General features: G+C 68.6%; 18 protein-coding genes. 10 read left to right on the top strand and 8 right to left on the bottom strand.

Features of this window, described 5'->3' with window-relative positions:
• Positions 1 to 116: 116 nt before the first annotated feature.
• Together BN996_RS14455 and BN996_RS14450 are read right to left on the bottom strand one after the other, a co-directional pair.
• On the bottom strand, positions 117 to 461 hold the full coding sequence (locus BN996_RS14455) for a cupin domain-containing protein (protein ID WP_042663657.1): 345 nt from the start codon (positions 459 to 461) through the stop codon (positions 117 to 119).
• Between the two features lie 316 nt (positions 462 to 777).
• On the bottom strand, positions 778 to 1,584 hold the full coding sequence (locus BN996_RS14450) for an aldo/keto reductase (RefSeq protein ID WP_089780243.1): 807 nt from the start codon (positions 1,582 to 1,584) through the stop codon (positions 778 to 780).
• A 181-nt stretch (positions 1,585 to 1,765) separates the two neighbouring features.
• On the opposite strand from BN996_RS14450, the gene BN996_RS14445 reads away from it, so the two are divergent.
• Positions 1,766 to 2,605: an aldo/keto reductase gene (locus BN996_RS14445; RefSeq protein ID WP_089780241.1), complete on the top strand. Its 840-nt coding sequence runs from the start codon at positions 1,766 to 1,768 to the stop codon at positions 2,603 to 2,605.
• An 84-nt stretch (positions 2,606 to 2,689) separates the two neighbouring features.
• On the opposite strand, the gene BN996_RS14440 is transcribed toward BN996_RS14445, so the two are convergent.
• Complete coding sequence (locus BN996_RS14440; protein ID WP_089780239.1) at positions 2,690 to 3,751, bottom strand: zinc-binding dehydrogenase; 1,062 nt, start codon at positions 3,749 to 3,751, stop codon at positions 2,690 to 2,692.
• Positions 3,752 to 4,236: 485 nt separating this feature from the next.
• Between BN996_RS14440 and BN996_RS14435 the strand changes: the two genes are divergently transcribed.
• The 3 genes from BN996_RS14435 (at position 4,237) to BN996_RS14425 (ending at position 7,972) form a co-directional block, all read left to right on the top strand.
• The gene (locus BN996_RS14435) at positions 4,237 to 4,545 is read left to right on the top strand and encodes a hypothetical protein (protein WP_042663654.1); all 309 of its coding nucleotides are present in this window, start codon (positions 4,237 to 4,239) and stop codon (positions 4,543 to 4,545) included.
• Entirely contained in the window at positions 4,542 to 6,716 is a 2,175-nt protein-coding gene (locus tag BN996_RS14430) for a hybrid sensor histidine kinase/response regulator (RefSeq protein ID WP_089780238.1), read from the top strand. The genes BN996_RS14435 and BN996_RS14430 overlap by 4 nt, the downstream gene beginning before the upstream one ends.
• 209 nt (positions 6,717 to 6,925) lie before the next feature.
• Positions 6,926 to 7,972, top strand: a complete 1,047-nt coding sequence (locus BN996_RS14425) for a sensor histidine kinase (RefSeq protein ID WP_089780236.1) — start codon at positions 6,926 to 6,928, stop codon at positions 7,970 to 7,972.
• Between the two features lie 102 nt (positions 7,973 to 8,074).
• On the opposite strand, the gene BN996_RS14420 is transcribed toward BN996_RS14425, so the two are convergent.
• From BN996_RS14420 to BN996_RS14410, 3 genes are all read right to left on the bottom strand, one after another.
• Entirely contained in the window at positions 8,075 to 9,085 is a 1,011-nt protein-coding gene (locus BN996_RS14420) for a HEAT repeat domain-containing protein (protein ID WP_089780234.1), read from the bottom strand.
• A gap of 87 nt (positions 9,086 to 9,172) precedes the next feature.
• The gene (locus tag BN996_RS14415; RefSeq protein WP_089780232.1) at positions 9,173 to 10,429 is read right to left on the bottom strand and encodes an outer membrane protein assembly factor BamB family protein; all 1,257 of its coding nucleotides are present in this window, start codon (positions 10,427 to 10,429) and stop codon (positions 9,173 to 9,175) included.
• The gene (locus tag BN996_RS14410; protein ID WP_089780230.1) at positions 10,419 to 11,609 is read right to left on the bottom strand and encodes a PQQ-binding-like beta-propeller repeat protein; all 1,191 of its coding nucleotides are present in this window, start codon (positions 11,607 to 11,609) and stop codon (positions 10,419 to 10,421) included. The genes BN996_RS14415 and BN996_RS14410 overlap by 11 nt, the downstream gene beginning before the upstream one ends.
• A 127-nt stretch (positions 11,610 to 11,736) precedes the next feature.
• Between BN996_RS14410 and BN996_RS14405 the strand changes: the two genes are divergently transcribed.
• On the top strand, positions 11,737 to 13,026 hold the full coding sequence (locus tag BN996_RS14405; RefSeq protein ID WP_089780228.1) for a PQQ-binding-like beta-propeller repeat protein: 1,290 nt from the start codon (positions 11,737 to 11,739) through the stop codon (positions 13,024 to 13,026).
• Positions 13,023 to 14,246 carry an outer membrane protein assembly factor BamB family protein gene (locus tag BN996_RS14400; RefSeq protein ID WP_089780226.1) on the top strand — a complete coding sequence of 408 codons (1,224 nt, stop codon included), beginning with the start codon at positions 13,023 to 13,025 and terminating at the stop codon, positions 14,244 to 14,246. The genes BN996_RS14405 and BN996_RS14400 overlap by 4 nt, the downstream gene beginning before the upstream one ends.
• 66 nt (positions 14,247 to 14,312) lie before the next feature.
• Here BN996_RS14400 and BN996_RS14395 read toward each other — a convergent pair whose 3' ends face one another.
• Positions 14,313 to 14,999 carry a helix-turn-helix domain-containing protein gene (locus BN996_RS14395; RefSeq protein WP_089780224.1) on the bottom strand — a complete coding sequence of 229 codons (687 nt, stop codon included), beginning with the start codon at positions 14,997 to 14,999 and terminating at the stop codon, positions 14,313 to 14,315.
• A 131-nt stretch (positions 15,000 to 15,130) separates the two neighbouring features.
• On the opposite strand from BN996_RS14395, the gene BN996_RS14390 reads away from it, so the two are divergent.
• From BN996_RS14390 to BN996_RS14375, 4 genes are all read left to right on the top strand, one after another.
• Positions 15,131 to 15,949 (top strand): alpha/beta fold hydrolase, encoded by an 819-nt coding sequence (locus BN996_RS14390; protein WP_089780222.1) that lies wholly within the window; start codon positions 15,131 to 15,133, stop codon positions 15,947 to 15,949.
• A gap of 152 nt (positions 15,950 to 16,101) precedes the next feature.
• A complete protein-coding gene (locus tag BN996_RS14385) occupies positions 16,102 to 16,968 on the top strand; it encodes a DUF7847 domain-containing protein (RefSeq protein WP_089780220.1) in 867 nt (288 codons plus the stop codon).
• A gap of 86 nt (positions 16,969 to 17,054) precedes the next feature.
• Positions 17,055 to 17,831, top strand: coding sequence for an ABC transporter ATP-binding protein (locus BN996_RS14380; protein WP_089780219.1), 777 nt, complete (start codon positions 17,055 to 17,057; stop codon positions 17,829 to 17,831).
• Complete coding sequence (locus BN996_RS14375; RefSeq protein WP_089780217.1) at positions 17,828 to 19,459, top strand: hypothetical protein; 1,632 nt, start codon at positions 17,828 to 17,830, stop codon at positions 19,457 to 19,459. Before BN996_RS14380 ends, BN996_RS14375 begins: the two co-directional genes overlap by 4 nt.
• A 61-nt stretch (positions 19,460 to 19,520) precedes the next feature.
• On the opposite strand, the gene BN996_RS14370 is transcribed toward BN996_RS14375, so the two are convergent.
• Positions 19,521 to 20,750 carry an outer membrane protein assembly factor BamB family protein gene (locus BN996_RS14370; RefSeq protein WP_089780215.1) on the bottom strand — a complete coding sequence of 410 codons (1,230 nt, stop codon included), beginning with the start codon at positions 20,748 to 20,750 and terminating at the stop codon, positions 19,521 to 19,523.
• Between the last annotated feature and the right edge of the window lie 38 nt (positions 20,751 to 20,788).

Raw genomic sequence — 20,788 nt, 5'->3', positions numbered from 1 at the left:
TGGCATGGGCCTCGGAGACTCGTATCGATACCGAGCGGTCGCGGCGCTCACTGCGCTCGACCGGTGTCGCCGACTGCTGTCGCCGGCGCGTCCGTCGCCGCGGGGCGGGGTCCCGCCTATTCGTCGTCACCTTCCCACGGCGGTGTCGGTCGCGGCGGAGAGAACACCTCGATACCGACGGCGTCGACCTCGCCGCGGTTCTCCGCCGAGTGCGGGGTCGCACCGGGAATCACGTAGGAGGTGTTCGGGCCGACGAGGTACTCTTCCCCGTCGACCGTGAACAGCAACTCCCCCGACGACACCCATCCGATCTGTTCGTGTTCGTGGCTGTGCGTTCCGACGAGCGCGCCCGACTCGATACGGAAGTGTTGAACGCTGCCCCGACTCCCCGCTGCGAGTTGCGCGAGGTGGACGCCGTCCAGTACCTCTTCGCCGTCGTCCGTCATCGATTGCACGTCCATACGGGCCCCTCGTGTGGGAGCGACTTAACCAATCTCCCTCGTTCACTGCGTTCGGGTCGCGTTCGACACGACTGAACATTCGCACGCTGCGACGCGACAGCGTCGATTGGGTTGCGTTCCCCTGACCACGGGAGCGAACCGTAGCTGTGGACGCTCAGCGCGGTCGTCGCCCGCCACGCCGCGGTTTACTATCGTCGGACGCAGGCCGGTCCGATTCCCAGCGCATTACACGGGTACGCCTGTCATATCGTCCTCGCGTCCTCGTGGTGACCATCGAACACGTTCACTCTCGTCGCACACCGACTCGTCGGGGCGCTCACTGCCACGGCGCACCATCGCGCTCGACGAATCGCGTGCGCCGTTCGATGTCGTCGATGCGGGCGATGGCTTCGTCGTCCAGTTCGAGCGCGGCGGCACCGAGATTGTCTTCGAGGTGGGCACGCGAGGTGGCTTTTGGAATCGCGACGACGTTCTCGTGGCTCGTCACCCACGCGAGAGACACCTGCGCGGGCGACGTCTCGTACTGGTCGGCGATATCACAGATGACCGGGTTCGTGAGAGCCGCGCCGCGTGCGAGCGGCGAGTACGCGACGAGCGTGTAATCGTGGCGCTGTGCGTCTTCGACGAGTTCTCGTTGCGGTAAAAACGGGTGCATCTCTACTTGGTGTGCGAAAAGCGGTGATTCGAGGACTCCGCGGGCCTCGTCGAGGAGGTCGACGTCGAAGTTCGACACGCCGACGTTCCGCACGAGACCCTCCTCGACGAGGTGTTCGAACGCGCCGAGCGTCTCCCCGGCCTCGTACTCCCCGACCGGCCAGTGGACGTAGAGGAGGTCGAGATAGTCGACGCCGAGTCGCTCCATGCTCGCTTCGGCCTCGTCGAGGACGTCGTCGTGGGTCATCCCACCGCTTATCGGGTGGACTTTCGTGGCGAGAAACAGCTCGTCGCGGGGCACGTCGGCGGACGCGATCCCGTCGCCGACGGCCGATTCGTTTCCGTAGTGTTCTGCGGTGTCGACGTGTCTGTATCCCAGTTCGATGGCGGTCCTGACCGACCGGGCGCACTGCGTCGGGTCGTCGTTCTCCCACGTTCCGAGCCCGATTGGTGGCAGCGATGGTACCATACGACGTATCACCCGCATCTGCAAGTAAACTCTTTCGCCGTCGGCACGTCCACGACGCAGCGACCGGGACAACTCCGAACCGTTGCGCGTTCAGTCCCGACCCGTCTGACCCGAACTGCGTTCGTCCTCGTCTCCCCGCACGGGGGTAGATTGATACGATGGCGTACTGATGTATCGGCCGATGACGAGTTCGACAGTCAGACTTCCGAGCGGAGACGACCTCCCGAAGGTCGGCCTCGGAACGTGGGATATCGATGGAGCGACCGTTCGCGCATCTGTTCGCGCCGCGCTCGACGGCGACTACACCCACGTCGACACGGCCGAAGGGTATCGAAACGAGCGCGAAATCGGCGAGACGCTCGCGGACTACGACCGCGAGGAGCTGTTTCTCACGTCGAAGGTACTGCCGGCGAATCTCAACTACGGGAGCGTCATCGAGTCGTGTGAGGACTCGCTCGACAGACTCGGCACCGACTATCTCGATTTGTATCTGATTCACTGGCCGAACCCGGCGATTTCGCTCCGAGAGACGCTCGACGCGATGAAGACGCTCTCCGACGACGGGAAGGTTCGCAACGTCGGCGTATCCAACTTCAGCGGCTATCAGCTCAGCAACGCGTTGCACGTCACCGACGTCCCCATCGCCGTCAATCAGATCGAGTTCCATCCCTGGTTCCAGCGGCGCGAACTGGTCGACTACTGCCAGTCGAACGGGGTGGCCGTCGAAGCGGCCGCACCGCTCGGGCGGACGGAGGTGCTCCAAGATTCGACGATTCAGGATATCGCAGCGACGTACGACAAATCTCCCGCGCAAATCGTCCTCAAGTGGGCCGTCGAGAAGGACGTCGTCGTCCTGCCGAAATCGAGTTCCGCGACGCACATCGCGGAGAACGGTACGCTGTTCGACTGGGAACTCGACACGGAAGACCAACGACGTATCGACGGGCTGGACCGGAACCGGCCGGTCTACGATACGCTCGAACAAGACTGGTCTCGGGAGGTATACGGGATTCCGGAGTAGTCGATTCGGGCTGTCGAAGGGGTTCGGGCTGCCGACGCGAGCGCGGAGTCCCCCGTTTGGCTGCGCTCTTTCCCAGTGCCACCGTCAGAACTCGGTGATCACTGGAATGCCGACGGTGTCGAAGTCCGTCATCGAAGCCAGTATCTCGGGGGTCCGGTCGAGAGACACCGTCTCGGATATCACTGCCGCCGGGTCGAGCCCGCCACGGTCCATCATTCTGAAGAGTTCGTCGTACCGCGGTCGAGGCATACCGACCGCGCCGATGAACTGGAGTTCGTTGAGTACCATCCGGTCCGTCGGGAGCGCGACCTCGCCGCCCTCCTCGTTCGACGTGAGCCCGACCTGCACGTGCTGGCCCCTCTTTCGAAGGCTCTTGACCGCGTTCTGGCACGTTTCAGCGATTCCGAGGGCGTCGACAGAGACGTGGGCACCGCCGTCCGTCAGCGCCCTCACCGCCGCCGGGACGTCGGCGACGTCGTTCGCATTGACCGTTTCGACAGCGCCCAGTTCGCTCGCAAACGACAGCTTCTCGTCGAAGAGGTCGACGGCGACGACGTTGGCCCCGAGCGCGTCGGCGATGTGAACGGCGGACAGGCCGACACCACCGCACCCGTAGACGACCACCCAATCGCCCGCGGTGACGTCTGCGCGGTGGACGAGGGCGTGAAACGAGGTCATGAACCGACAGCCGAGACCGGCCATCTCGACCGACGAGACGCTGTCCGGGAGGTGGACGACGTTGTAGTCCGCCCACGGCACGTGGAACCGTTCTCCGAAGGCTCCTTTCGATTCGGGTGCGAGTCCGAGCGGGATACGGTTGTCGCAGACGTTCGAGCGACCCGACCGACAGGACGGACACGTCCCGTCACCGAGGTTGAAGGGGACCGTCACTCGGTCGCCTTCGCGGACGTGCTCGACCTCGCTGCCGACCTCGACGACGACACCGGCCGGTTCGTGGCCGAAAACGTGTCCGTCGTCGAAATCCCGGGACTCCCAGAGCGGGTCCCCCCGCCACGCGTGCCAGTCACTTCGGCAGATACCGCACGCCTCCGTCTCCACGACGACGCCCGTCTCGTCCAGTTCCGGTTCGTCAATCTCCCGGATTTCGAGCGGGCCGCCGGGAGTTGTGAAAGTCACTGCGCGCATCGTACCGTCGTGATTGCCGGCAATCAGTATAGTTGTACGGGGACGCCCGCGCCGGCCCACGAGCTCGCTAGCCGGGTTTTCAACACGGAATAATCAGAATTAGAGATTATATTAGTATCTGATACTATTGGTGTCGAAAACCGCTCGTCACCCGCAAGCCTCCGAAGACGAGCGATAGCAAGCCGGGTGTAGTTCAGGGGAGACTCATTGGTGAAACCGCGATTCAAGCCAGCGAGGAACGGTATCTCCCGCTCCCCGGGGTCAATGCTGTCACGAACCACGGTTCGTGGACGATGGCTTTCGAGAGAGGTTCACACGCAGACGAGATACCACCGTCGAGTCCCGTTAAAGCCCCTCAACGGCGGTATCGGTAGAACAGCGTCTCGTGAGTGTGCCTGTGGCATCGCTTTTTCGAACGCGTCGGGAGAAAGACGAGCATCTAAATATCAGACTAATTGTGTTTTCAAAAACATATTTTTAATCGGATGGTTACTCTCGCAGTCGGGAACCGTCGGTACGTCTCGCGGTCCGCGATGAGAGGGTTCGTGAGGAGGACGACGGAGGTTCGCGGTCAGTCGTCGTCGACGGCCGCCGCCGCTCGCAGCGTCTCGTCTCGGACCGGTCTACGGTTCGGACAGCAACAGCGCGGCCGCGCCCCCGCGGTGTTGGAGGTCAAGGCCCGCGAGGCGAGCGAACAGTTCACCGAGGCCGCGAACTCGCGCGTCTTCGACCGAGCCGCCGGCCCAGTCACGATTAAGTATCTTCCGTCGAACACTCACGGCGAACAGCTATGAGTGAGACGGTGAACGAGGTGGCCGTCCTGCACGTCGACGACGACGAATCCTTCGCGGAGTTGACGGCGGCGTTCCTCGAACGGGAGCACGACCGATTCCGGGTCGAGACCGCGGCGTCGGTGGCGGCGGGACTCGACAGACTTGCCGACGAGGAGTTCGACTGCGTCGTCTCGGACTACGACATGCCCAGCCTCGACGGTCTCGACTTCCTCGACGCCGTCCGCGAGGACGACCCCGAACTGCCGTTTATCCTCTACACGGGGAAAGGAAGCGAGGAGGTCGCGAGCGACGCCATCTCCGCGGGCGTCACCGACTACCTCCAGAAGGAACACGGGACCAGCCAGTACACCGTCCTCGCCAACCGCATCGAGAACGCGGTCGAGCAGTACCGCTCGCGGACCGCTCTCAAGGCCAGCGAGCAACGGCTCTCGCTTTTCATCGAGCAGTCGCCCCTCGGCGTCATAGAGTACGACAGGGACTTCCGCATCGTCGGCGTCAACGAGCGCGCCGAGGGGATTCTCGGCTACTCCGAGGCGGAACTGCGCGGCCACACCTGGGAGGCCATCGTCACGGAGGACAGTTACGAGAACGTCGACACAGTCACGGACCAACTCGCCACGGACACCGGCGGCTACCACAGCGTCGACGAGAACGTCCGGAAGGACGGCGAACACATCCGCTGCGAGTGGCACAACCGCGTCGTCACCGACGACGACGGCGAGGTCGTCGCGGTCTTCTCGCTGTTTCAGGACGTGACCGAGCGCATCGAGCGCGAGGAACGACTCCGAGAGACGACGGCGCGGCTCACCGCGCTCTTCGAGGAGTCGCCCGACATGGTCAACGTCCACAACGTCGACGGCGACATCATCGACCCGAACCCCCAACTGTGCGAGGCGACCGGCTACAGCGCCGCGGAGCTCACCGAGATGAAGGTCTGGGACTTGGACCGAACGCTGGACGCCGAGCGAGCTACGGCCATCTGGAACGACATGGATAAAGGCGGCAGACGACGGGCCGAGAGCGTCTACACCCGCAAGGACGGTTCGACGTTCCCGGTCGAGGTCCACGCCCGCCGACTCGACCTCGCCGGCGAGGACCGCTTCGTCGCAATCAGCCGCGACGTCTCCGAGCGCGTCGATCACGAAGACGAGCTCGAACGGACCAACGCCCTGCTTTCGACGCTCGTCGGGGCGCTCCCGGTCGGCGTCCTCGCCGAGAACAGCGACCGGACCGTCCTCGCCGTCAACGACCGACTGCTCGAACTGTTCGACATCTCGGGGGCGCCCGCGAACCTCGTCGACGCGGACTGTCGGGAACTGGCACGGGAGGCCGGCGAACTCACCACTGACCCGGAGGGCTTCGTCGAGCGCGTCGACGAACTGATATCCGAGTCCGAACCCGTCTACGCCGAGTCGGTCGAACTGGAGAACGGCCGGGCGCTCGCCCGCAGCTACGAACCCATCGAACTGCCCGACGGGACCGGCCATCTCTGGATGTACCGCGACACGACCGAGCAACGCGAGCACGAACGACAGCTCCAGCGGCAGAACGAGCGGCTGAGCGAGTTCGCCAGCGTCGTCAGCCACGACCTGCGGAACCCGCTGAACGTCGCCGCCGGCAACGTCGAGTTGGCCCGCGAGGAACACGACAGCGACCGGCTCGCCACCGCCGCGGAGGCGCTCGACCGTATCGGTGACCTCATCGACGACCTGCTGACGCTCGCCCGCGAGGGCGACGACGTCGGCGACCGCGAACTCGTGTCGCTGTCCTCGCTCGTCGCCGACTGCTGGCGGACCGTCGAGACGGCCGACGCCGACCTCCGAAACGAGCTGACGGTGACCGTCGTCGCCGACCGGAGCCGGCTCCAGCAACTCGTCGAGAACCTCGTCCGTAACTCAGTCGAGCACGGCGGTCCGGACGTGACGGTGACGGTCGGCGACCTCCCGAACGGCTTCTACGTCGCCGACGACGGCGACGGCATCCCGACCGACCACCGCGACACCGTCTTCGAGGCCGGGTACACCACGTCGCGCTCGGGAACCGGGTTCGGTCTCGCCATCGTCAAGCAGGTGGCGGAAGCCCACGGCTGGGAGGTCCGCGCCACCGAATCCGCCGAGGGAGGCACTCGCTTCGAAATCACGGGCGTCGACTTCGCCGACGCGAACGACTGAGAATCGGAGCGGAGGGCGGTGGGGGCCGGGTCGCCCGGCCACCGGTAAGAAGAGACCTGCGTCGCGCCGCTACGCGGCCGACCGGACAGCCGCGCTCAGGGAACGACGGCCCCAAGCCTGTCGGCGAAACTGTTCCCCCGTTCGACTCGATTCGGTCGCGACTTCTCCCTCGCAAAGAGATAATATCATCCTCTGTAATGATACACCCCATGAGTGATGAGACGGGGGATACGCCGGGTCGGGTCGAGACATCCGACAGGGTAATTCCGCTCGAAGACATCCCACTTCACTCGACCAACCTGCTTTCACTGCTCGACGAAGACGGTGTCGTCTGGTATCAGAGCCCCTCAGTCGAGCGGCTATTAGCGTTCGGTCAAGACGAATTAGTCGGCGTGCCGTGCACGGAGTGCTTCCATCCAGACGACCGCGAGAGGGTGTACGACGCCTTCAAAAACGTCGTCTCAAGCGACGAATACGTCGTCGAAGCCATCGAGTACCGGCATTTGCAGGGCGGTGGGAGTTACGTCTGGGTGGAGTCGGTCACGTCCTCGGAACCGACTTCCGACGGCTACTATGTCATCAACACGCGGGATATCTCCGAGCGAAAACGACAGCGAAAGGAACTCGAACGCGCCAACGAGCGCCTCAAGGAGTTCGCCGACATCGTCTCACACGACCTCCGGAATCCGCTCAGCGTCGCCATCGGCTGGCTCGGTCGTGCGCGCGAGGAGTTCGAGAGCGAGGAACTCGACGCGATGGTGGAACCGCTCAATCGGATGTCAAGAATGATAACCGAACTACGGACGCTCACCATGGGACGACGCCGGGAGGCGAACGCGGTGTCGGCGTCCATCGCCTCGCACGCGAAGCTCTCTTGGTCGGTGACCGAGACGGAAGACAGCGAACTCCGGGTGTTGATAGACCCGGCAGTCGAGTACGAGTCCGATATTGGACTGCTCGACCACATCCTCGAAAACCTGTTTCGAAACGCGGTCGAACATAACCGGGACCCGGTCACGGTCACGGTCACGGTCGGCCCGCTGGAGGATACCGCCGGATTCTACGTGGCGGACGACGGGGAGGGGATTCCGCCCGACCGGGTTGCGTCCGTCTTGGAGTACGGCTATTCGACGTCCGCCGACGGGACAGGCGTTGGGCTCGCTATCGTGAGCGAGTTCGTCGAGGCGAACGGGTGGAAACTGACGGTCACGAACGCCGAGACCGGCGGCGCGAGGTTCGAAGTCCGCACCGAGTGAACCGTACCGTTCGGCCGGCCACACACGGGCCGTCGCCGTCAGACCACAACCGACCGCGCGTATCGCCTCCCGCGAGCGAGGGCGGAGAGCAGACGGGAGAGATCAGTGCGGAACGCCGCAACTCGGACACATCGGCGGCGCGCCCTCGGGGAGGTCGACACCGCAATGGGGACACTCGCCGTCCGCGTCGGGCGACGTAATCTCGGCGACCGCGTCCGCGGTCGTGTTTCGAACGCCGGCGAGCGTCCCAACGCCGTCGGCCGGCGAGTCACTGCCATCGCCGTCACCCGACGCCCGGAGAAAGCGGACCCGCTCGGCGACGAACTCGGCCGCCGCGTCTGACTCCGTATCGAGTACCGAGTCCGGAACCGTCACCGACCCGCCGCGCTCGCGGGCCAACAGCCCGAGTGCCTCGGCGGCGCGCCCCCGGACGAAGGCGTTCTCGTCGGCGAGCCGAGCGGAGAGCGCCGACCGACCCGCGCCGAGCGAGTCCGGGGCGTCACAGCCGACGGCCGCCATCGCCGTACAGAGGTGATATCGAACGAGTACGTCCCGGTCGTCGAGGTGTTCGACGAGCGTCGAGACGCGGTGGCGAAGCCGGCCGGGGTCGCCGAGCGCGACGCATTCGAGCGCCTTCGCCAGCTTCCGTTTCACCTCGGGTTCGTCGAACGAGAGGCCGACGCGGAGGTCCGCGAGCACCGCCGGCGAGGCGACCGCGTCGGGGTGTTCGAGCGCGACGTATCCCAGCGCCTCGGCCGACCGGGCGCGGACGAAGTAGAACTCGTCTTCGTCGGCGAGGCGCTCGGCGAGCGCCGGAACCGCGGGAGCGGCCGCATCGGGAGCGGCCTCCGCGACCGCAACGAGCGCCTTCGCGGTCAGCAGTCGAACGGCGCGCTCGTCGTCGGTGAGAAACGGCGTGACGGCGGGGAGGAACGACTCGAACGCGGTCGGCCGGTCGTCCGCGAGGTCTCGAAGTTCGCGGAGCGCCTGTTTGCGGTCCTCGGCCGACGCCGCCCGGAGCGCCCCGAGCGAGTCGCTCACCTTGCCGTAGGCGCGGTCCTCGACTGATTCGATGAGGCGCTCCAGCGGGGGTGCGCGGCGTGTGTCGTCCATCGGTTCGTGCTCCTCGTTGGCGCAGTATCCCCTCGGTACAGCAATAAGTTGGTTGGTGCATCGCGCGCCGCCAGCGCCGAGTGGAAGTCAGTCCAGCGGGAACCGCGCGACTGCACCGTCGCCGACGTACGAGACGAACACCGACGACGGCTCGACGCGGAGAGAGAGCCGACTGTACGATTCCGGTTCGTACGACCACCGCGACGCGCCGGTCTCGCGGGCCAGCACCTCGAAGCCCCGGTCCCAGACGGCGACGACGCGAGAGTCCGTGACGCCGAGTGAGTCGAGCGACGGGAGTCCGGTGACGGTCTGCCACCGTCGCGTCCCGTCGAGACCGAAGCAGTCGATTCGGCCGAGAATCCCGCCGTCGGGGTCGTCGACGCGGCTCCCGACGAACACCGCGTCGTCCGTGGCCTCGACCGCCCGAATCTGGTAGCCCGTGGGATTTTCCCACAGGCGCTCGCCGGTCTCCCGGTCGAACGCGAGCAGTTCCTGCCGCCCGCCGTCCCGGTCGCGGGTGAGGTACGCCTGCGACCCGAGCACCATCGTCCGTCCCACGTCGCCGATGGGGACGCGCCACCGAACGCTCCCGTCGGACCGTTCGAAGGCCGTCAGCGTTCCGTCCCTCGCGGCGACGACGAGTCGGGCGTCCGCGACCACGTTGGAATACCACCGCCGGGGCTCGGTCCGCCATCGAACGCTTCCGTCCGCCGGCGAGAGCGACGTGACGCGCGATTCGGTCTCGCTCACCGGCACGGGCACCACGAACGAGTCGTCGGTGACGCCGTTGAGGAAGTACGACGAGACGGCTCGTTCGAAGCGTCGGTCGCCGGTTTGCGGGTCGTAGCCCGCGAGCGTGTTCTCGGGGCCGGCGAGGTCGAGTTCGGCGACGAGCGATCCGGTGCGGACGAGTCGCGCTCGGTAGGGCGTGCCCTCGTCGCGCCAGAGTTCGTCGCCCGCCGAGTCGACGGCGTAGAGGTCGCCGTCGGTGCTGTGGACGTGGTACGGGCCGCCGGACGCGGGAGCGACGGGCCGCGCCTCTATCGGTCCGCCCGTCTCGAACCGGAGGGCGGTCGAGCCGTCCTCGCGCCGCAGGCCGTACAGCGCTTTGTCCTGCATCCCGACGAGAACCAGTTCGTCGGTGACGGCGGGCGGGCCGGCCATGAACGCGCCGTCGATATCGCGTCGCCAGACCGGTCGTCTCCCGCCGAGTCCGGGAATCGAACTACAGCCGGCGACGGCGAGCGAACCGACGGCCGCGAGGCCGCCGAGCACCTCTCGACGGGAAACGTTTCGGTCCCGGTTCCCGGTCGCCTCAGACCGGTCCGGACGCTCACTCGGCATCGAGCACCTCCGCGTCGAGGCGGGCGAGTTGCCACTCCTGTCCGACGTAGACGCCGTCGCCCGCGGCGACGGCCCAGTTCACCCTGCCGCCGTCGAGGTAGCCCTCGAACCGATATTCGTTGAGAAGCGTCCCGTCGGTCGCGTGGACGTACAGCGCGGTCGGGTCGAACGGGACGGTCCCGCTGTGCCCCCGGACGAGGATGTCCGACCCCACGACGGTCACCAGTCGGTCGCCGACGCGGGTCGGCCCGCAGGTCACGGGGGCGGCCAGCTCGTCCCGCCACAGCCGGGTGCCCGACTCGGCATCGAAAGCGTAGAGGAAGTAGTCCGCGCCGCCGACGTACACGCGGCCGTCGGAGACGAGCGGCCGGGCGAACACGGTGTTTCGGAGCGGCGCGCGCCACCGAACCTCGCCGGTCGCCGCGTCGAGCGCCAACAGCTCCTCGGTCGCGCTCCCGACGAAGGCGGTGTCGCCGGCGACCGCCACGGACGACGGCGACGGACCAACGTCGACGCGCCACGATTCGGAGCCATCGGTGGCGAACCGGCGGAGCGTCCCGTCGAGGACGGGCGCGACGACGCCCGCTTCGGAGTCGCCCACGGCGGAGGCAGGAGCAGGTGCGCCGGCGAGCGAGGCCGGAAGCTCGGCCCGGAAGCGTCGGTCGCCGTCCGCGCGGGACAGTCCGAGCAGTCGGTCCACCACGTCGTTCTCCGTGCCCGAGATGGGGAAGACGACGGTGTCGCCGGCGACGACCGGCGGGTACTGGACGACGCCCGGGTCGGCTCTGTCCACGCCCGTCAGTTCGGTGGTCCACGCTCGCTCGCCCGCCTCGTAGTCGACCGCCGCGGCCCGTCCCGCCTTCGAAAGCAGGTAGGCGCGGCGGTCGTCGACGCCGAGGGGCGACCGGTGACCCTTTCGACCGGTCACCGCCCAGCGCTCCTCGCCCGTCTCGGGGTCGACCGCTGTCACCATCGGGTCGTCGTGAAACGGGCTTCCAGTCCCGACGAGCAGGGGACCGGACGGCGGCCGGCGGGCGCGGGTCGGGGTTCGCACGTCCGCCGTCCACGCGGTCGGCATCGGAAGCGAGTCGTCGCGGCCCGTGAGGGTCGCGCAGCCGGCGAGACCGGCGGCGAGCGCCGGAATCGCCTTCAGCGCGTCGCGTCTCGAATAGGAGGGCATCAGCGAGGACGTGTGGCCCGACTGATAATACGTCTGTGGTTCCGACGGCGGCGCGACCGGTCGCGTCCGGCGAGTCCCCGAGCGGGGAGCCACGAAGGTTTTTATCCCGCGCCGAGACGGCGGGCGTATGCTCTCCAGACGCGAGGTGCTGGCCGCGGGCGGAGCCGCGCTCGCGGGTGGTCTCGCCGGCTGTGGCGGCTCCTCGCCGACCCCGGACGCGACGTTCGACGCCCCGACGACGGCGTGGCCGACCGCCGGCTACGACCCGCAGGCAACGGGTCGCGCCCCCGCCGGCCCGACCGAAGGAACCCTCTCGTGGAGCGTCTCGCGGGATGCCGCCGACCCGCCGCTCTACGGCGCACTCTCCCCGCCGGTCGTCGCCGACGGCACCGTCTACGTCGCCGGATTCGCCACCCACTATTACAGGCCGAACGACTTCGTGAGCCCGCTGGCCGCGATAGACGCCGCGTCCGGGTCGGTCCGGTGGGTCGAAGGCTTCGCGGACGGACTCGGCGGCGGCCCCGCGGTCGTCGGCGACGACTCCGGAACCGTCGTCGTCGGCGGGTACGACGGCGCGCTCCACGCCGTCGGAAGCGACGGGTCGAGCGGGTGGACCGCGGACCTCGGCGGCCGGCTCGGCACGCCGACGGCGTACGGGGACCGGCTGTACGTCGAAAGCGGGAGCGGTCGCCTGCACGCCGTCGGAAACGACGGGAGTCGGCTGTGGACCGCCGACCGGCCGGGGCCGGCAGAGCTTCTCGTCGGCCCGGACGAGCCAGTCGAGACGACGATGCCCGTCGCCGACGAGCGCGGCGTCTACGCCGCCTTCACACCGTTCGAGCGGGAGCGCGAGGCGGTCGTCGTCCTCGGCTACGACCACGGCGGCGGGCGGCGCTGGCGGACGGTGCTCGACGGGCGGTACGGCCGGTCGCCCAACGGCCTCGCCGTCACCGACGACGCGCTGTACGCGACCGTCGGCGGTACCGTCTACGCGCTGGACGCCGACACCGGCGAGGAGCGGTGGCGGTTCGTAACCGGCTCGGCGGTGGCAGGCCCGCCGACGGTCGACGACGAGCGAGTGTACGTCGGCGCGAAGAACCTCTACGCGCTCTCGCGGAACGAGGGCGTCGAACAGTGGCGCGTGGTGAACGAAGCGCCGCCGAGCCACGAGCGCGACCCGACGGCGCTCCCGTATCTCGCTCGTCCCCCCGTCGCCGACGGCCGGGTCTACCTCCGAACCGGGGCCTTCGACGCCGCCGACGGGACGCGGCTGTGGGGCGACGACGCCGACGAGTGGCTCCAGACGGGGAACTACTTCGCCGAACCGTACTACAAGCGGTCGATGGCGTCTCCGGTCGTCACCGAGGACGCGACGTATCTGACCCACGCGCACCACGGGGTGGTGAAAGTCGCATGACCGACGCCGACCAGCGCCCGACTCGGCGACGGCTCTTGGCGAGTCTCGGAAGCGCCGTCGCCGTCGGCGCGACGGGCTGTCTCGGAACGCCGTCGGAGCACAACCCGACGAGCGGGGAGTGCCCCGAGTACGACCCCGTCGAGCCGGCGACCACGGACTGGCGCGGCGTGATGGGGCCGACGACGAACACCGGGGCCGTCGCGGCCGAGGCCGTCCCCGAGGGCGACCTCGCCATCGACTGGACGGTCCCCGTGGAGACCTACGTGGGCCACCACGTCCCGGTCGTCGCCGACGGCACCGTCTACGTCCACGACATGGACGACGAACTCTCCGCGGTCGACGCCGACACGGGCGAGCGAACGTGGACCAGACCGCTCACCGACCCCGAGCCCGCGCCCGCAGTCGGCGACGGAACGCTCGTCGTCGTGACCCGCGAAGAGACCCACGCCTTCGACGCGGCGACGGGTGACCGACGCTGGAAGCGGGAGGGACTCGGCGGCGGCATCTTCGGCGCGAGCCCCATCGTCGCGCGCGACACCGTCTACGTCCAAGCGGGCGTGGCGACGCGCGCGCTGGCGCTCTCGACCGGCGAGACCCGCTGGCGGGCCGCGACCGGGTTCCCGTCCGACTCGACGCCCGCCGTCGCCGGCGGCACCGTCTACACCGCCGGCGACGACACCTACGTCCGGGCGCTGGCCGCGGTTGACGGGACGGAGCGCTGGCGGGCGAAGACGAACGCCCGAATCGCGTGCAACGTCTCGGTGGTCGAGGGAACCGTCCTCGTCGGGACCGAGGCCGGGAGCGTGCTCGGATTCGACGCCGAGACGGGCGAACGGCGCTGGCGCTATCGGCTCGAACCGAGAAAGACGAGGGGCGAGAGTCGACCGAGACGGCCCGAGACCATCGCGACCGACGGGAGTCGAGTGTACGTCGCGACCGACGACCGACTGGTCACGCTCGCGCTGGCGGACGGCACTCGCTGTTGGGATAATCGGAGCTACGCCGGAAGCTATGCGAGCGGCATCGCCGTCGGCGCGGGGAGGGTGTTCGTCCCGACGCACGACGACAGCGGGGGAGCGGTAACCGTTCTCGACGCCCCGACCGGAAACACGCGACAAGAACTGGCCGCGGGCAAGCGCCAGCGCTTCGATATCGGCCCGAGCATCGCCGAGGGCGGCGTCTACTTCGCCGGCCGGAGCGCCGTCGTTCGGCTGAGTTAGGTCGGTCTTCGGGCGTGACCGACCCGAGTGGTTCGTCGAGTTCGTCGGTTCCGGTTCGTCGACCCGTCAGTTCGGAAGCGGCGGCCACGTCGTCGCCACCGTCTCGGCGATGAGCCGGGTCTGCGCCCGTCGGAGTCGCTCGGAGGCCGAAGAAGCGGTGATGCCGAGTTCGTCGGCGACCTCCCGCAGGGTGGCCCCGCGGGGGATGTCGAAGTAGCCCAGTTCGTACGCCGACCGGAGCGCCTCGTCCTGTCGGTCGGTGAGTCCCTCGCCCGGCGGTTCGGGGTCGCCGTCGCGGGCGAGGCGTCGGAGGTCGAAACCGGCGTTCCGCCGCCAGAACGACGCGAACCGCCCGAACGCGTCGCGGTCCGCGAACCAGCCGGTCTGTCGCCAGCCCGCAGGCCGGACCTCGATGCGCTCGATGATGGCGTCGGCGGTGGCGAGAGATTCCAGTCCGGCGAGGTCGTCGAGGCTGTCACCGAGCTGTTCTTCGAAGCTCCGCGCCGGGACGGCCTGATACCGGCGTGTCTCGCCCGACTCGCCGATTCGGGTCCAGTCGGCCACGTCGGGAGAGTCGTCGATGACGCTTTCGAGCGCCCGCGCCGACCCCCCCGTGACCGTGACGACGAACATCGGGCGCTCGCCGTGGTTGTACTGGAGTTCCAGCGCGAGCGTCGCCTCCGAGACCGCCGCCGCGACCCCGGTCAGCGGGAGCGCGTCGCAGTCGATGTCGAACTCGGCGATGAGACCCATACGTCCGCTCTCTCGGCGGTCGGTCATGGGCGTGTCGAAGCGGCCGAGGCGGCCGCAGTCTCGGGTCGTACTTAAACGGCCGCACGGCTGAGAGTGCGACTTAGCCGACGCCGGCGACAAGCGAGAGTGCGATGCAACCGATTCGATTCGAACCCGGAGCCGAACCGTCCGACGACCGATTCGGAGACGACACGCCGCTCCTGTGCTGTCACGGCGGGATGGCACCGCCGGCGTTCTGGGACCCGGTCGTCCCGCATCTCGGGGACTACGAGGTCGTCGTCCCGGAGCGACCCGGCTTCGGCACCTGTCTGGACGACGCCGAGTCGACGCCCGCCGAGGCGGTGCTGGAGCGCGAAGTCGAGTACGTCCGGGAACTCGTCGACGAGATTCATGAGGTGACCGGACGCGACCCGGTGCTGTTCGGTCACTCCTACGGCGCGCTCACCGCCCTCGAAGCGGCGACCGACGCGCGGGTGGCCGCCGTCGCCGCCTACGAACCGGCGGTGCTCCCGGAGGCGTACCGAAGCGAGGCGGACCTCTCGGAGCGCATGGCCGCGCTCGTCGAGGCGGGGGAGCGGCGCGAGGCGGTCAAGCGCTACGTCGAGCAGGTGCTCCACCCCGACGGCATCGACGACCTCGACGCGTGGCTCGACGAGTGGCCCGTCTGGCCCGACTGCGTCGCCCTCGCCGAGGAGGTCGTCCGGATGAACCGCGCCGTCGAGCAGTACCGGCTTCCGGCCCGCTTGGACGTTGACGCGCCCGCCGTGGTCTTGGCCGGCACCGACGGCCCCGACTTCCTCCGCGAGAGCGCACGAAACGTCCACGACGCCCTCCCGACCAGCCGGTTCGTGGAGTTCGACGCACTCGGCCACGGCGGCCCGGGTGACGACCCCGAACGAGTCGCGGCCGCCGTCGACGCGTTCCTCCGTGACCGGGCCGGTCACTCGTGAAGACGTCGAACACGGGGAGACCCGTGTAACGACAGTTGCAGAGAACGAGCCGTCTCGCGGTCGTCTTCGGCCGGCTCGCGGTTCGGGCCGCGGGCGGAATGAGAGGTCCTGTCAACCAAACATTGATTGTGCGGTGTCGAGACGTGGCCGGTATGGCAGCCCTCCAATCCATCGGTACAGCCGCCGGGTCCCTCAGACGGAACCCGATACTGTTCGCCGTCGCCGCGGCGTTCAGCCTGATTCAACTCCCGTCGGTGTTCGCGCAGGCGGTCAGCCCGTTCATCGGGAGCATCATCTCGCTGGGGTTCAGCGGACTCACGATATTCATCGCCCCGTTCTTCCTCGGCGGCGTCCTCGGCATGGCCAACGAGGCAATCGACGGTCGCACCTCGCTCGGCACGTTCGTCAGCGAGGGGAGGTCACACTACGTCTCGCTGCTCGTGGTGTACTTCTCCCTGCTGGCCGTCAATCTCGTGTTGTCGTTCGTCGGCGTCTTCGCCTCGGTGTTCGTCGGCATCGCCGTCCTCGGAGTCGGCGGGGAGACGAGTACCGTCGCGCTCGCGATTCTGGCCGTCGTCGTCCTCGCCGTGGCCCTCACCTACCTCGCCGTGGTGTTCGTCGTGCAGTTCTTCGGCCACGCCATCGTCATCGACGACCTCGGCGCGGTCGACGGCATCAAGCGAAGCGTCTCCTGCGTCAGGCGCAACATCGTCTCGGTCCTCGGCTACTCGGTCATCACCGGCCTCGGCGGCGTCCTCGCCGGCGCGTTCGCTGTCGTCATCTCGCTCCTGCTCACCCCGTCGCTCCGGCACCAAGGGACCGCGGTGGCCGGGTCGGGTACCGGCGCTCCCGCCGCGTCGGCGTTTTCGAGTCTCCCGACGGTCGGCGTCGTCGGCATGGTCGCCCTCGCGGTCGGACTCGTGCTCTTCAGCGGTCTCATCGGCGGCTTCTTCGCCGCGTACTCGACGGCGTTCTATCGGTCGATTCGCCCGACGAACCCCGAGACGACGACTCCCTGAGACGGCGGGCGAATCGACGCGGTTCTGTCGCTCGTGTATCAAGTCGCAACCGTTAGGCGTCCGGAGGGTGAATCGGGGGTCGTCCCATGCCCTCCACGAACGCGGCCGTCGCCATCGAAGCGACTGACCTCCGGAAATCGTACGGCTCCGAGGTCGCGCTCGACGGCGTCTCGCTGTCGATTCCGAGCGGAACAGTGTACGGCTTCCTCGGGCCGAACGGCGCGGGGAAGACGACGACGATGCGCATTCTGACGGGACTCTCGCAGCCGACCGGTGGCTCGGTCCGCATCTGCGGACTCGACGCGAGTGACCGTCGACAGCTCGCACCCCACGTCGGCTACCTCCCGGAGACGCCGCCGCTGTACGACGAGTTCAGCGCCCGCGAACAGCTCGACTACGTCGCCGACCTCCGCGACATTCCGTCGGAGACGGCCGAGACGCGCATCGACGACCTGCTCGACCAGTTCGACCTCGTCGGCGACGCGAACAAGCGCATCGGCACGTACTCGAAGGGGATGAAACAGAAGACCGCGTTCATCCAGAGCGTGCTCCACGAGCCGGACGTGCTGTTTCTCGACGAGCCGACCTCCGGGCTCGACCCCCGCGCGGCCCGGCAGATTCGGACGTCCATCGGCGACGTGGCCGACTCGGGGTCGACCGTCTTCCTCTCGACGCACATCCTCCCCGTCGTGGAGGCCGTCGCCGACGAGGTGGGCGTCCTGTTCGACGGTCGCGTCGTCGCCGAGGGGACGCCCGACGAGGTGAAATCGCGCGCCCAGACCGGCGGCGAGGGCTCGCTCGAAGACGCGTTCCTCGCGGTCACGAGCGACGAGCCGCAACTGTCGGGTGTCGAAGACGAATGAGCCTCCGACGAGACGTTCGCCACGGCCTGCGAATCGGGCGCGCCGAGTTCGTGCGGAGCCTCCGCGGATACGCCTCCGAGACGCGCCGAATCGTCGGGCTCCTGTTACTCCTGTTGTTTTTCGGCGGCAGCCTCCTGTTTTCGCTCCCGGTCGTCTACGTCGCCGGCCGAAGCGCGCAGTCGGTGACCGAGATTCCCTTCTTCGACCTCGCCGCCACCGGGGTGCCCGTGGCGCTCGCGGTTCTGGCGACGTTCCGAACGCTCGAACGCATCGGCCGCGTCGAACACGAGTCGCTCGTGTTGACGACGGTCCATCCGCGGGCCGTCGTCATCGGACTCATCGCGGCCGAAATCGGGCGCGTCGCCCTCTGGTTCGGACTCCCGTTCGCGGTCGTCGCCGCGACGTTCACGGCCGGTCTCGGCGCGCCGTCGCTGTTGGTGACGGCGGCCCTCGTCGTCGTCCCGCTCGCGTGCTGTACGACCGTCTGGGGCTACGCGGCCGGCATCGCCGTGCTCCGCGCGTTCGAGCGCCTGCCCGGCGTCCGGCGGATTCTCAAGGTCGTCGGCTTCGTCGCGACGGTCGCGTTCGTCCTCGTCTCGCAGTCGGTCGGCCGGTCGCTGGCCGACGGGTCGCTCCCGGTCGAGTGGCTGGCGGCGACGCTGGCGGTCGGCCCGCTCGGCGACTACCTCGCGCTCGCGTTCGTCGGAACGCCGCTCGCCAGACCGTTTTCTGCGGTCGCCGTCGCCACCTTCGCGGCCATCGTCGCGCTCACGCCCGTCGGCCTCGTCGTCGCCACCCGACAGGCGAGCGCGCTCTGGTTCACCGACCGCGCGACCGGTGGCGACCGAGGCTCGTCGGCGGCGGCGGACGCGGAGGCGAACGGCTCGCCCGGCGGCTTCTCGGTCCCCCGACCGCTGTCGGCGACGAAAGGCGGCCGCGTCGCGTGGGGCCTGCTCGTCCGCGGCGTCCGCCACCCCCAGAAGTTCACGCACCTCGTGATGCTGGCGTTCTTCCTCGGCCCGCTCGGGACGACCATCGTCCAGTCCTCGGCCGACGGTCTCGGGCCGCTTCTCGCGGCGAGCGGGGCCGGCCTCGGGACCTATCTGGCGGGCGCGACGTTCGGCCTCAATCCCCTCGGCGACGACCGCCCGCAGTTCCCGCTGTTGCTGTTGACGGCGACTGCGCCGCGGGCGCTGGTCCGCGGGCGCGTGCTCGCCGGGGTCGTCCTCGGCGTGCCGGTCGCCGCGGCGCTCCCGCTTTTGACCGTCGCCCTCGGCACGTCGCCGCTGTCGGCGGTCGGGTTCGCGCTCGTCGGCGTCTTCATGTGCGTCGCCGCCGCGGCCTTCGCGGTCGGCATCGGCGCGGCCTACCCGATATACGAGGAACGCGAGTTCTGGGGCGCGAAGACGGTCGTTCCCTCGACGCTCGTGTTGATGGCGTTCATGTTCGTCGTCGGCCCCGGCACCGTCATCGGCCTCGTTGCCACGTGGTTCGGCGTCACCGGCCACGTCTCGGCGACGCCGCTTCTCGCCGTCGGACTCGGCCTGTACCTCCTCGTGACCGTCGGCGTCTCCTACGGCTCGTACCGGTACGCGATTCGACGGTATCGGACGTACACGTTCGACTGACGGCGAGGCGGTTCATGGTCTCGCCGCGGGCGACAAACTCGACGACGACGGCCCGCGGCCGTCAGTCGGCCACGCGGAACACGCCGGGGTTCCTTCCGGTTCCGGCGAAGTAGAGTTCAGACCCGCGGACCGACAGACCGCCCGTCGGACGGGCGTCGAGCGCCTTCGACCACAGTTCCTCGCCGGACGCCGCCGAAATTGCGGAGATTCGGTCGTCGGTCGCCACGAACCGGGTGTCGTCGGCGACGACCGGCGGTCGGGAGAACGTATCCGCATCGAGCGACAGCGACCAGTTCGTCGCGCCGTCGGCGGCGTCGAACGCGGCGAGGCTCCCCCGCGAGGACTGGACGTGAAGCGTGTCGCCCGCGACGGCGGTCTGCGGGCTTCCGTTCTCCGGGAGCGGGATCGACGCCCGCCACTGCGTCGACCCGTCTTCGAGGGCGAGGGCGAACACGTTCCCGCGGTGGGCGTTGTAGTAGAGGTGAGCGTCGCCCACCGCGAATGGGACGCCGGTCTGCGGGATGTCCTCGCGTCGCCACCGCTCCTCGCCGGTCGCGGCGTCGAGCGCGGCGACGCCGAGGGCGAGTCCGTCGGCGCCGATTGGCGTGTAGACGACGCCGTCGCGGGCGACGAGTCCCGGCGACGCCCTGCCGGCGTCGTAGCTCCATCGCTCCTCTCCGGTCGCGGGGTCGCGCCCGAAGACCGTCGAGCCGCCGCCATCGACGAGCGTTCCCGCGGCGAGCACCGGCGCGTTCGCGGGAGTCCCGTACCCACCCTCGCTCGTCCGCCAGCACCGCTCGCCGGTCCGGGCGTCGTAGGCCGCGACGAACTCGGCGGTCGAGACGAACATCGCGTCGCCGGCGAGCGTGGGCGTGGATTTGCCGTACGCGTAGTCGATGGTCCACGCGTCGTCGGACTCGGCGGGAGCGGTCTCGGAATCGAGGTCGAGCGCGCGGTAGACCCCGTCCTCGCCCTCGCCGTCGCTGTAGCCGAGCACGCCGCGCCCGTCGGCGAGCGCGACCGACGTGCCGAGCGCCGCGTCGCCCGACGCGATTCGCTCGACGCTCGCGTCCGCCGAGGGCCCGGGGTCGGTCGTGTGGCCGGTGTTGGCGAAATCGCGCTGGTAGGTCGGCCACGCACCCGCCACGTCGCCGACGGGCGCGTCGCGTCGGTACTCGCGCTCAACGTCGAGGGCACTGAACGCGCGGGCGACACAGCCTGAGAGCGACGCGAGGGCGGTCGCGCCGCCGGCCGCGAGGACGGCTCTGCGCGTCTGCTTGTTGGAGGGCATATATGTCAGCATATCTTCTCGACTGTACTAACAGTTAC

The sequence above is a fragment of the Haloferax massiliensis genome (assembly GCF_001368915.1).
GTDB lineage: Archaea > Halobacteriota > Halobacteria > Halobacteriales > Haloferacaceae > Haloferax > Haloferax massiliensis.
The sequence above is the reverse complement of the archived record's forward strand: the minus strand, read 5'-3'. Positions and strand labels throughout refer to the sequence as shown.

What these genes read in the sequence shown, in the direction of transcription:
- BN996_RS14410 (WP_089780230.1), bottom strand. Translation starts at nt 11,609, where the DNA reads ATGCCCTCCTATTCGAGACGCGACGCGCTGAAGGCGATTCCGGCGCTC.
- BN996_RS14385 (WP_089780220.1), top strand. Translation starts at nt 16,102, where the DNA reads ATGGCAGCCCTCCAATCCATCGGTACAGCCGCCGGGTCCCTCAGACGG.
- BN996_RS14425 (WP_089780236.1), top strand. Translation starts at nt 6,926, where the DNA reads ATGAGTGATGAGACGGGGGATACGCCGGGTCGGGTCGAGACATCCGAC.
- BN996_RS14430 (WP_089780238.1), top strand. Translation starts at nt 4,542, where the DNA reads ATGAGTGAGACGGTGAACGAGGTGGCCGTCCTGCACGTCGACGACGAC.
- BN996_RS14395 (WP_089780224.1), bottom strand. Translation starts at nt 14,999, where the DNA reads ATGGGTCTCATCGCCGAGTTCGACATCGACTGCGACGCGCTCCCGCTG.
- BN996_RS14450 (WP_089780243.1), bottom strand. Translation starts at nt 1,584, where the DNA reads ATGGTACCATCGCTGCCACCAATCGGGCTCGGAACGTGGGAGAACGAC.
- BN996_RS14390 (WP_089780222.1), top strand. Translation starts at nt 15,131, where the DNA reads ATGCAACCGATTCGATTCGAACCCGGAGCCGAACCGTCCGACGACCGA.
- BN996_RS14445 (WP_089780241.1), top strand. Translation starts at nt 1,766, where the DNA reads ATGACGAGTTCGACAGTCAGACTTCCGAGCGGAGACGACCTCCCGAAG.
- BN996_RS14380 (WP_089780219.1), top strand. Translation starts at nt 17,055, where the DNA reads ATGCCCTCCACGAACGCGGCCGTCGCCATCGAAGCGACTGACCTCCGG.
- BN996_RS14440 (WP_089780239.1), bottom strand. Translation starts at nt 3,751, where the DNA reads ATGCGCGCAGTGACTTTCACAACTCCCGGCGGCCCGCTCGAAATCCGG.
- BN996_RS14455 (WP_042663657.1), bottom strand. Translation starts at nt 461, where the DNA reads ATGGACGTGCAATCGATGACGGACGACGGCGAAGAGGTACTGGACGGC.
- BN996_RS14405 (WP_089780228.1), top strand. Translation starts at nt 11,737, where the DNA reads ATGCTCTCCAGACGCGAGGTGCTGGCCGCGGGCGGAGCCGCGCTCGCG.
- BN996_RS14370 (WP_089780215.1), bottom strand. Translation starts at nt 20,750, where the DNA reads ATGCCCTCCAACAAGCAGACGCGCAGAGCCGTCCTCGCGGCCGGCGGC.
- BN996_RS14435 (WP_042663654.1), top strand. Translation starts at nt 4,237, where the DNA reads ATGGTTACTCTCGCAGTCGGGAACCGTCGGTACGTCTCGCGGTCCGCG.
- BN996_RS14375 (WP_089780217.1), top strand. Translation starts at nt 17,828, where the DNA reads ATGAGCCTCCGACGAGACGTTCGCCACGGCCTGCGAATCGGGCGCGCC.
- BN996_RS14420 (WP_089780234.1), bottom strand. Translation starts at nt 9,085, where the DNA reads ATGGACGACACACGCCGCGCACCCCCGCTGGAGCGCCTCATCGAATCA.
- BN996_RS14400 (WP_089780226.1), top strand. Translation starts at nt 13,023, where the DNA reads ATGACCGACGCCGACCAGCGCCCGACTCGGCGACGGCTCTTGGCGAGT.
- BN996_RS14415 (WP_089780232.1), bottom strand. Translation starts at nt 10,429, where the DNA reads ATGCCGAGTGAGCGTCCGGACCGGTCTGAGGCGACCGGGAACCGGGAC.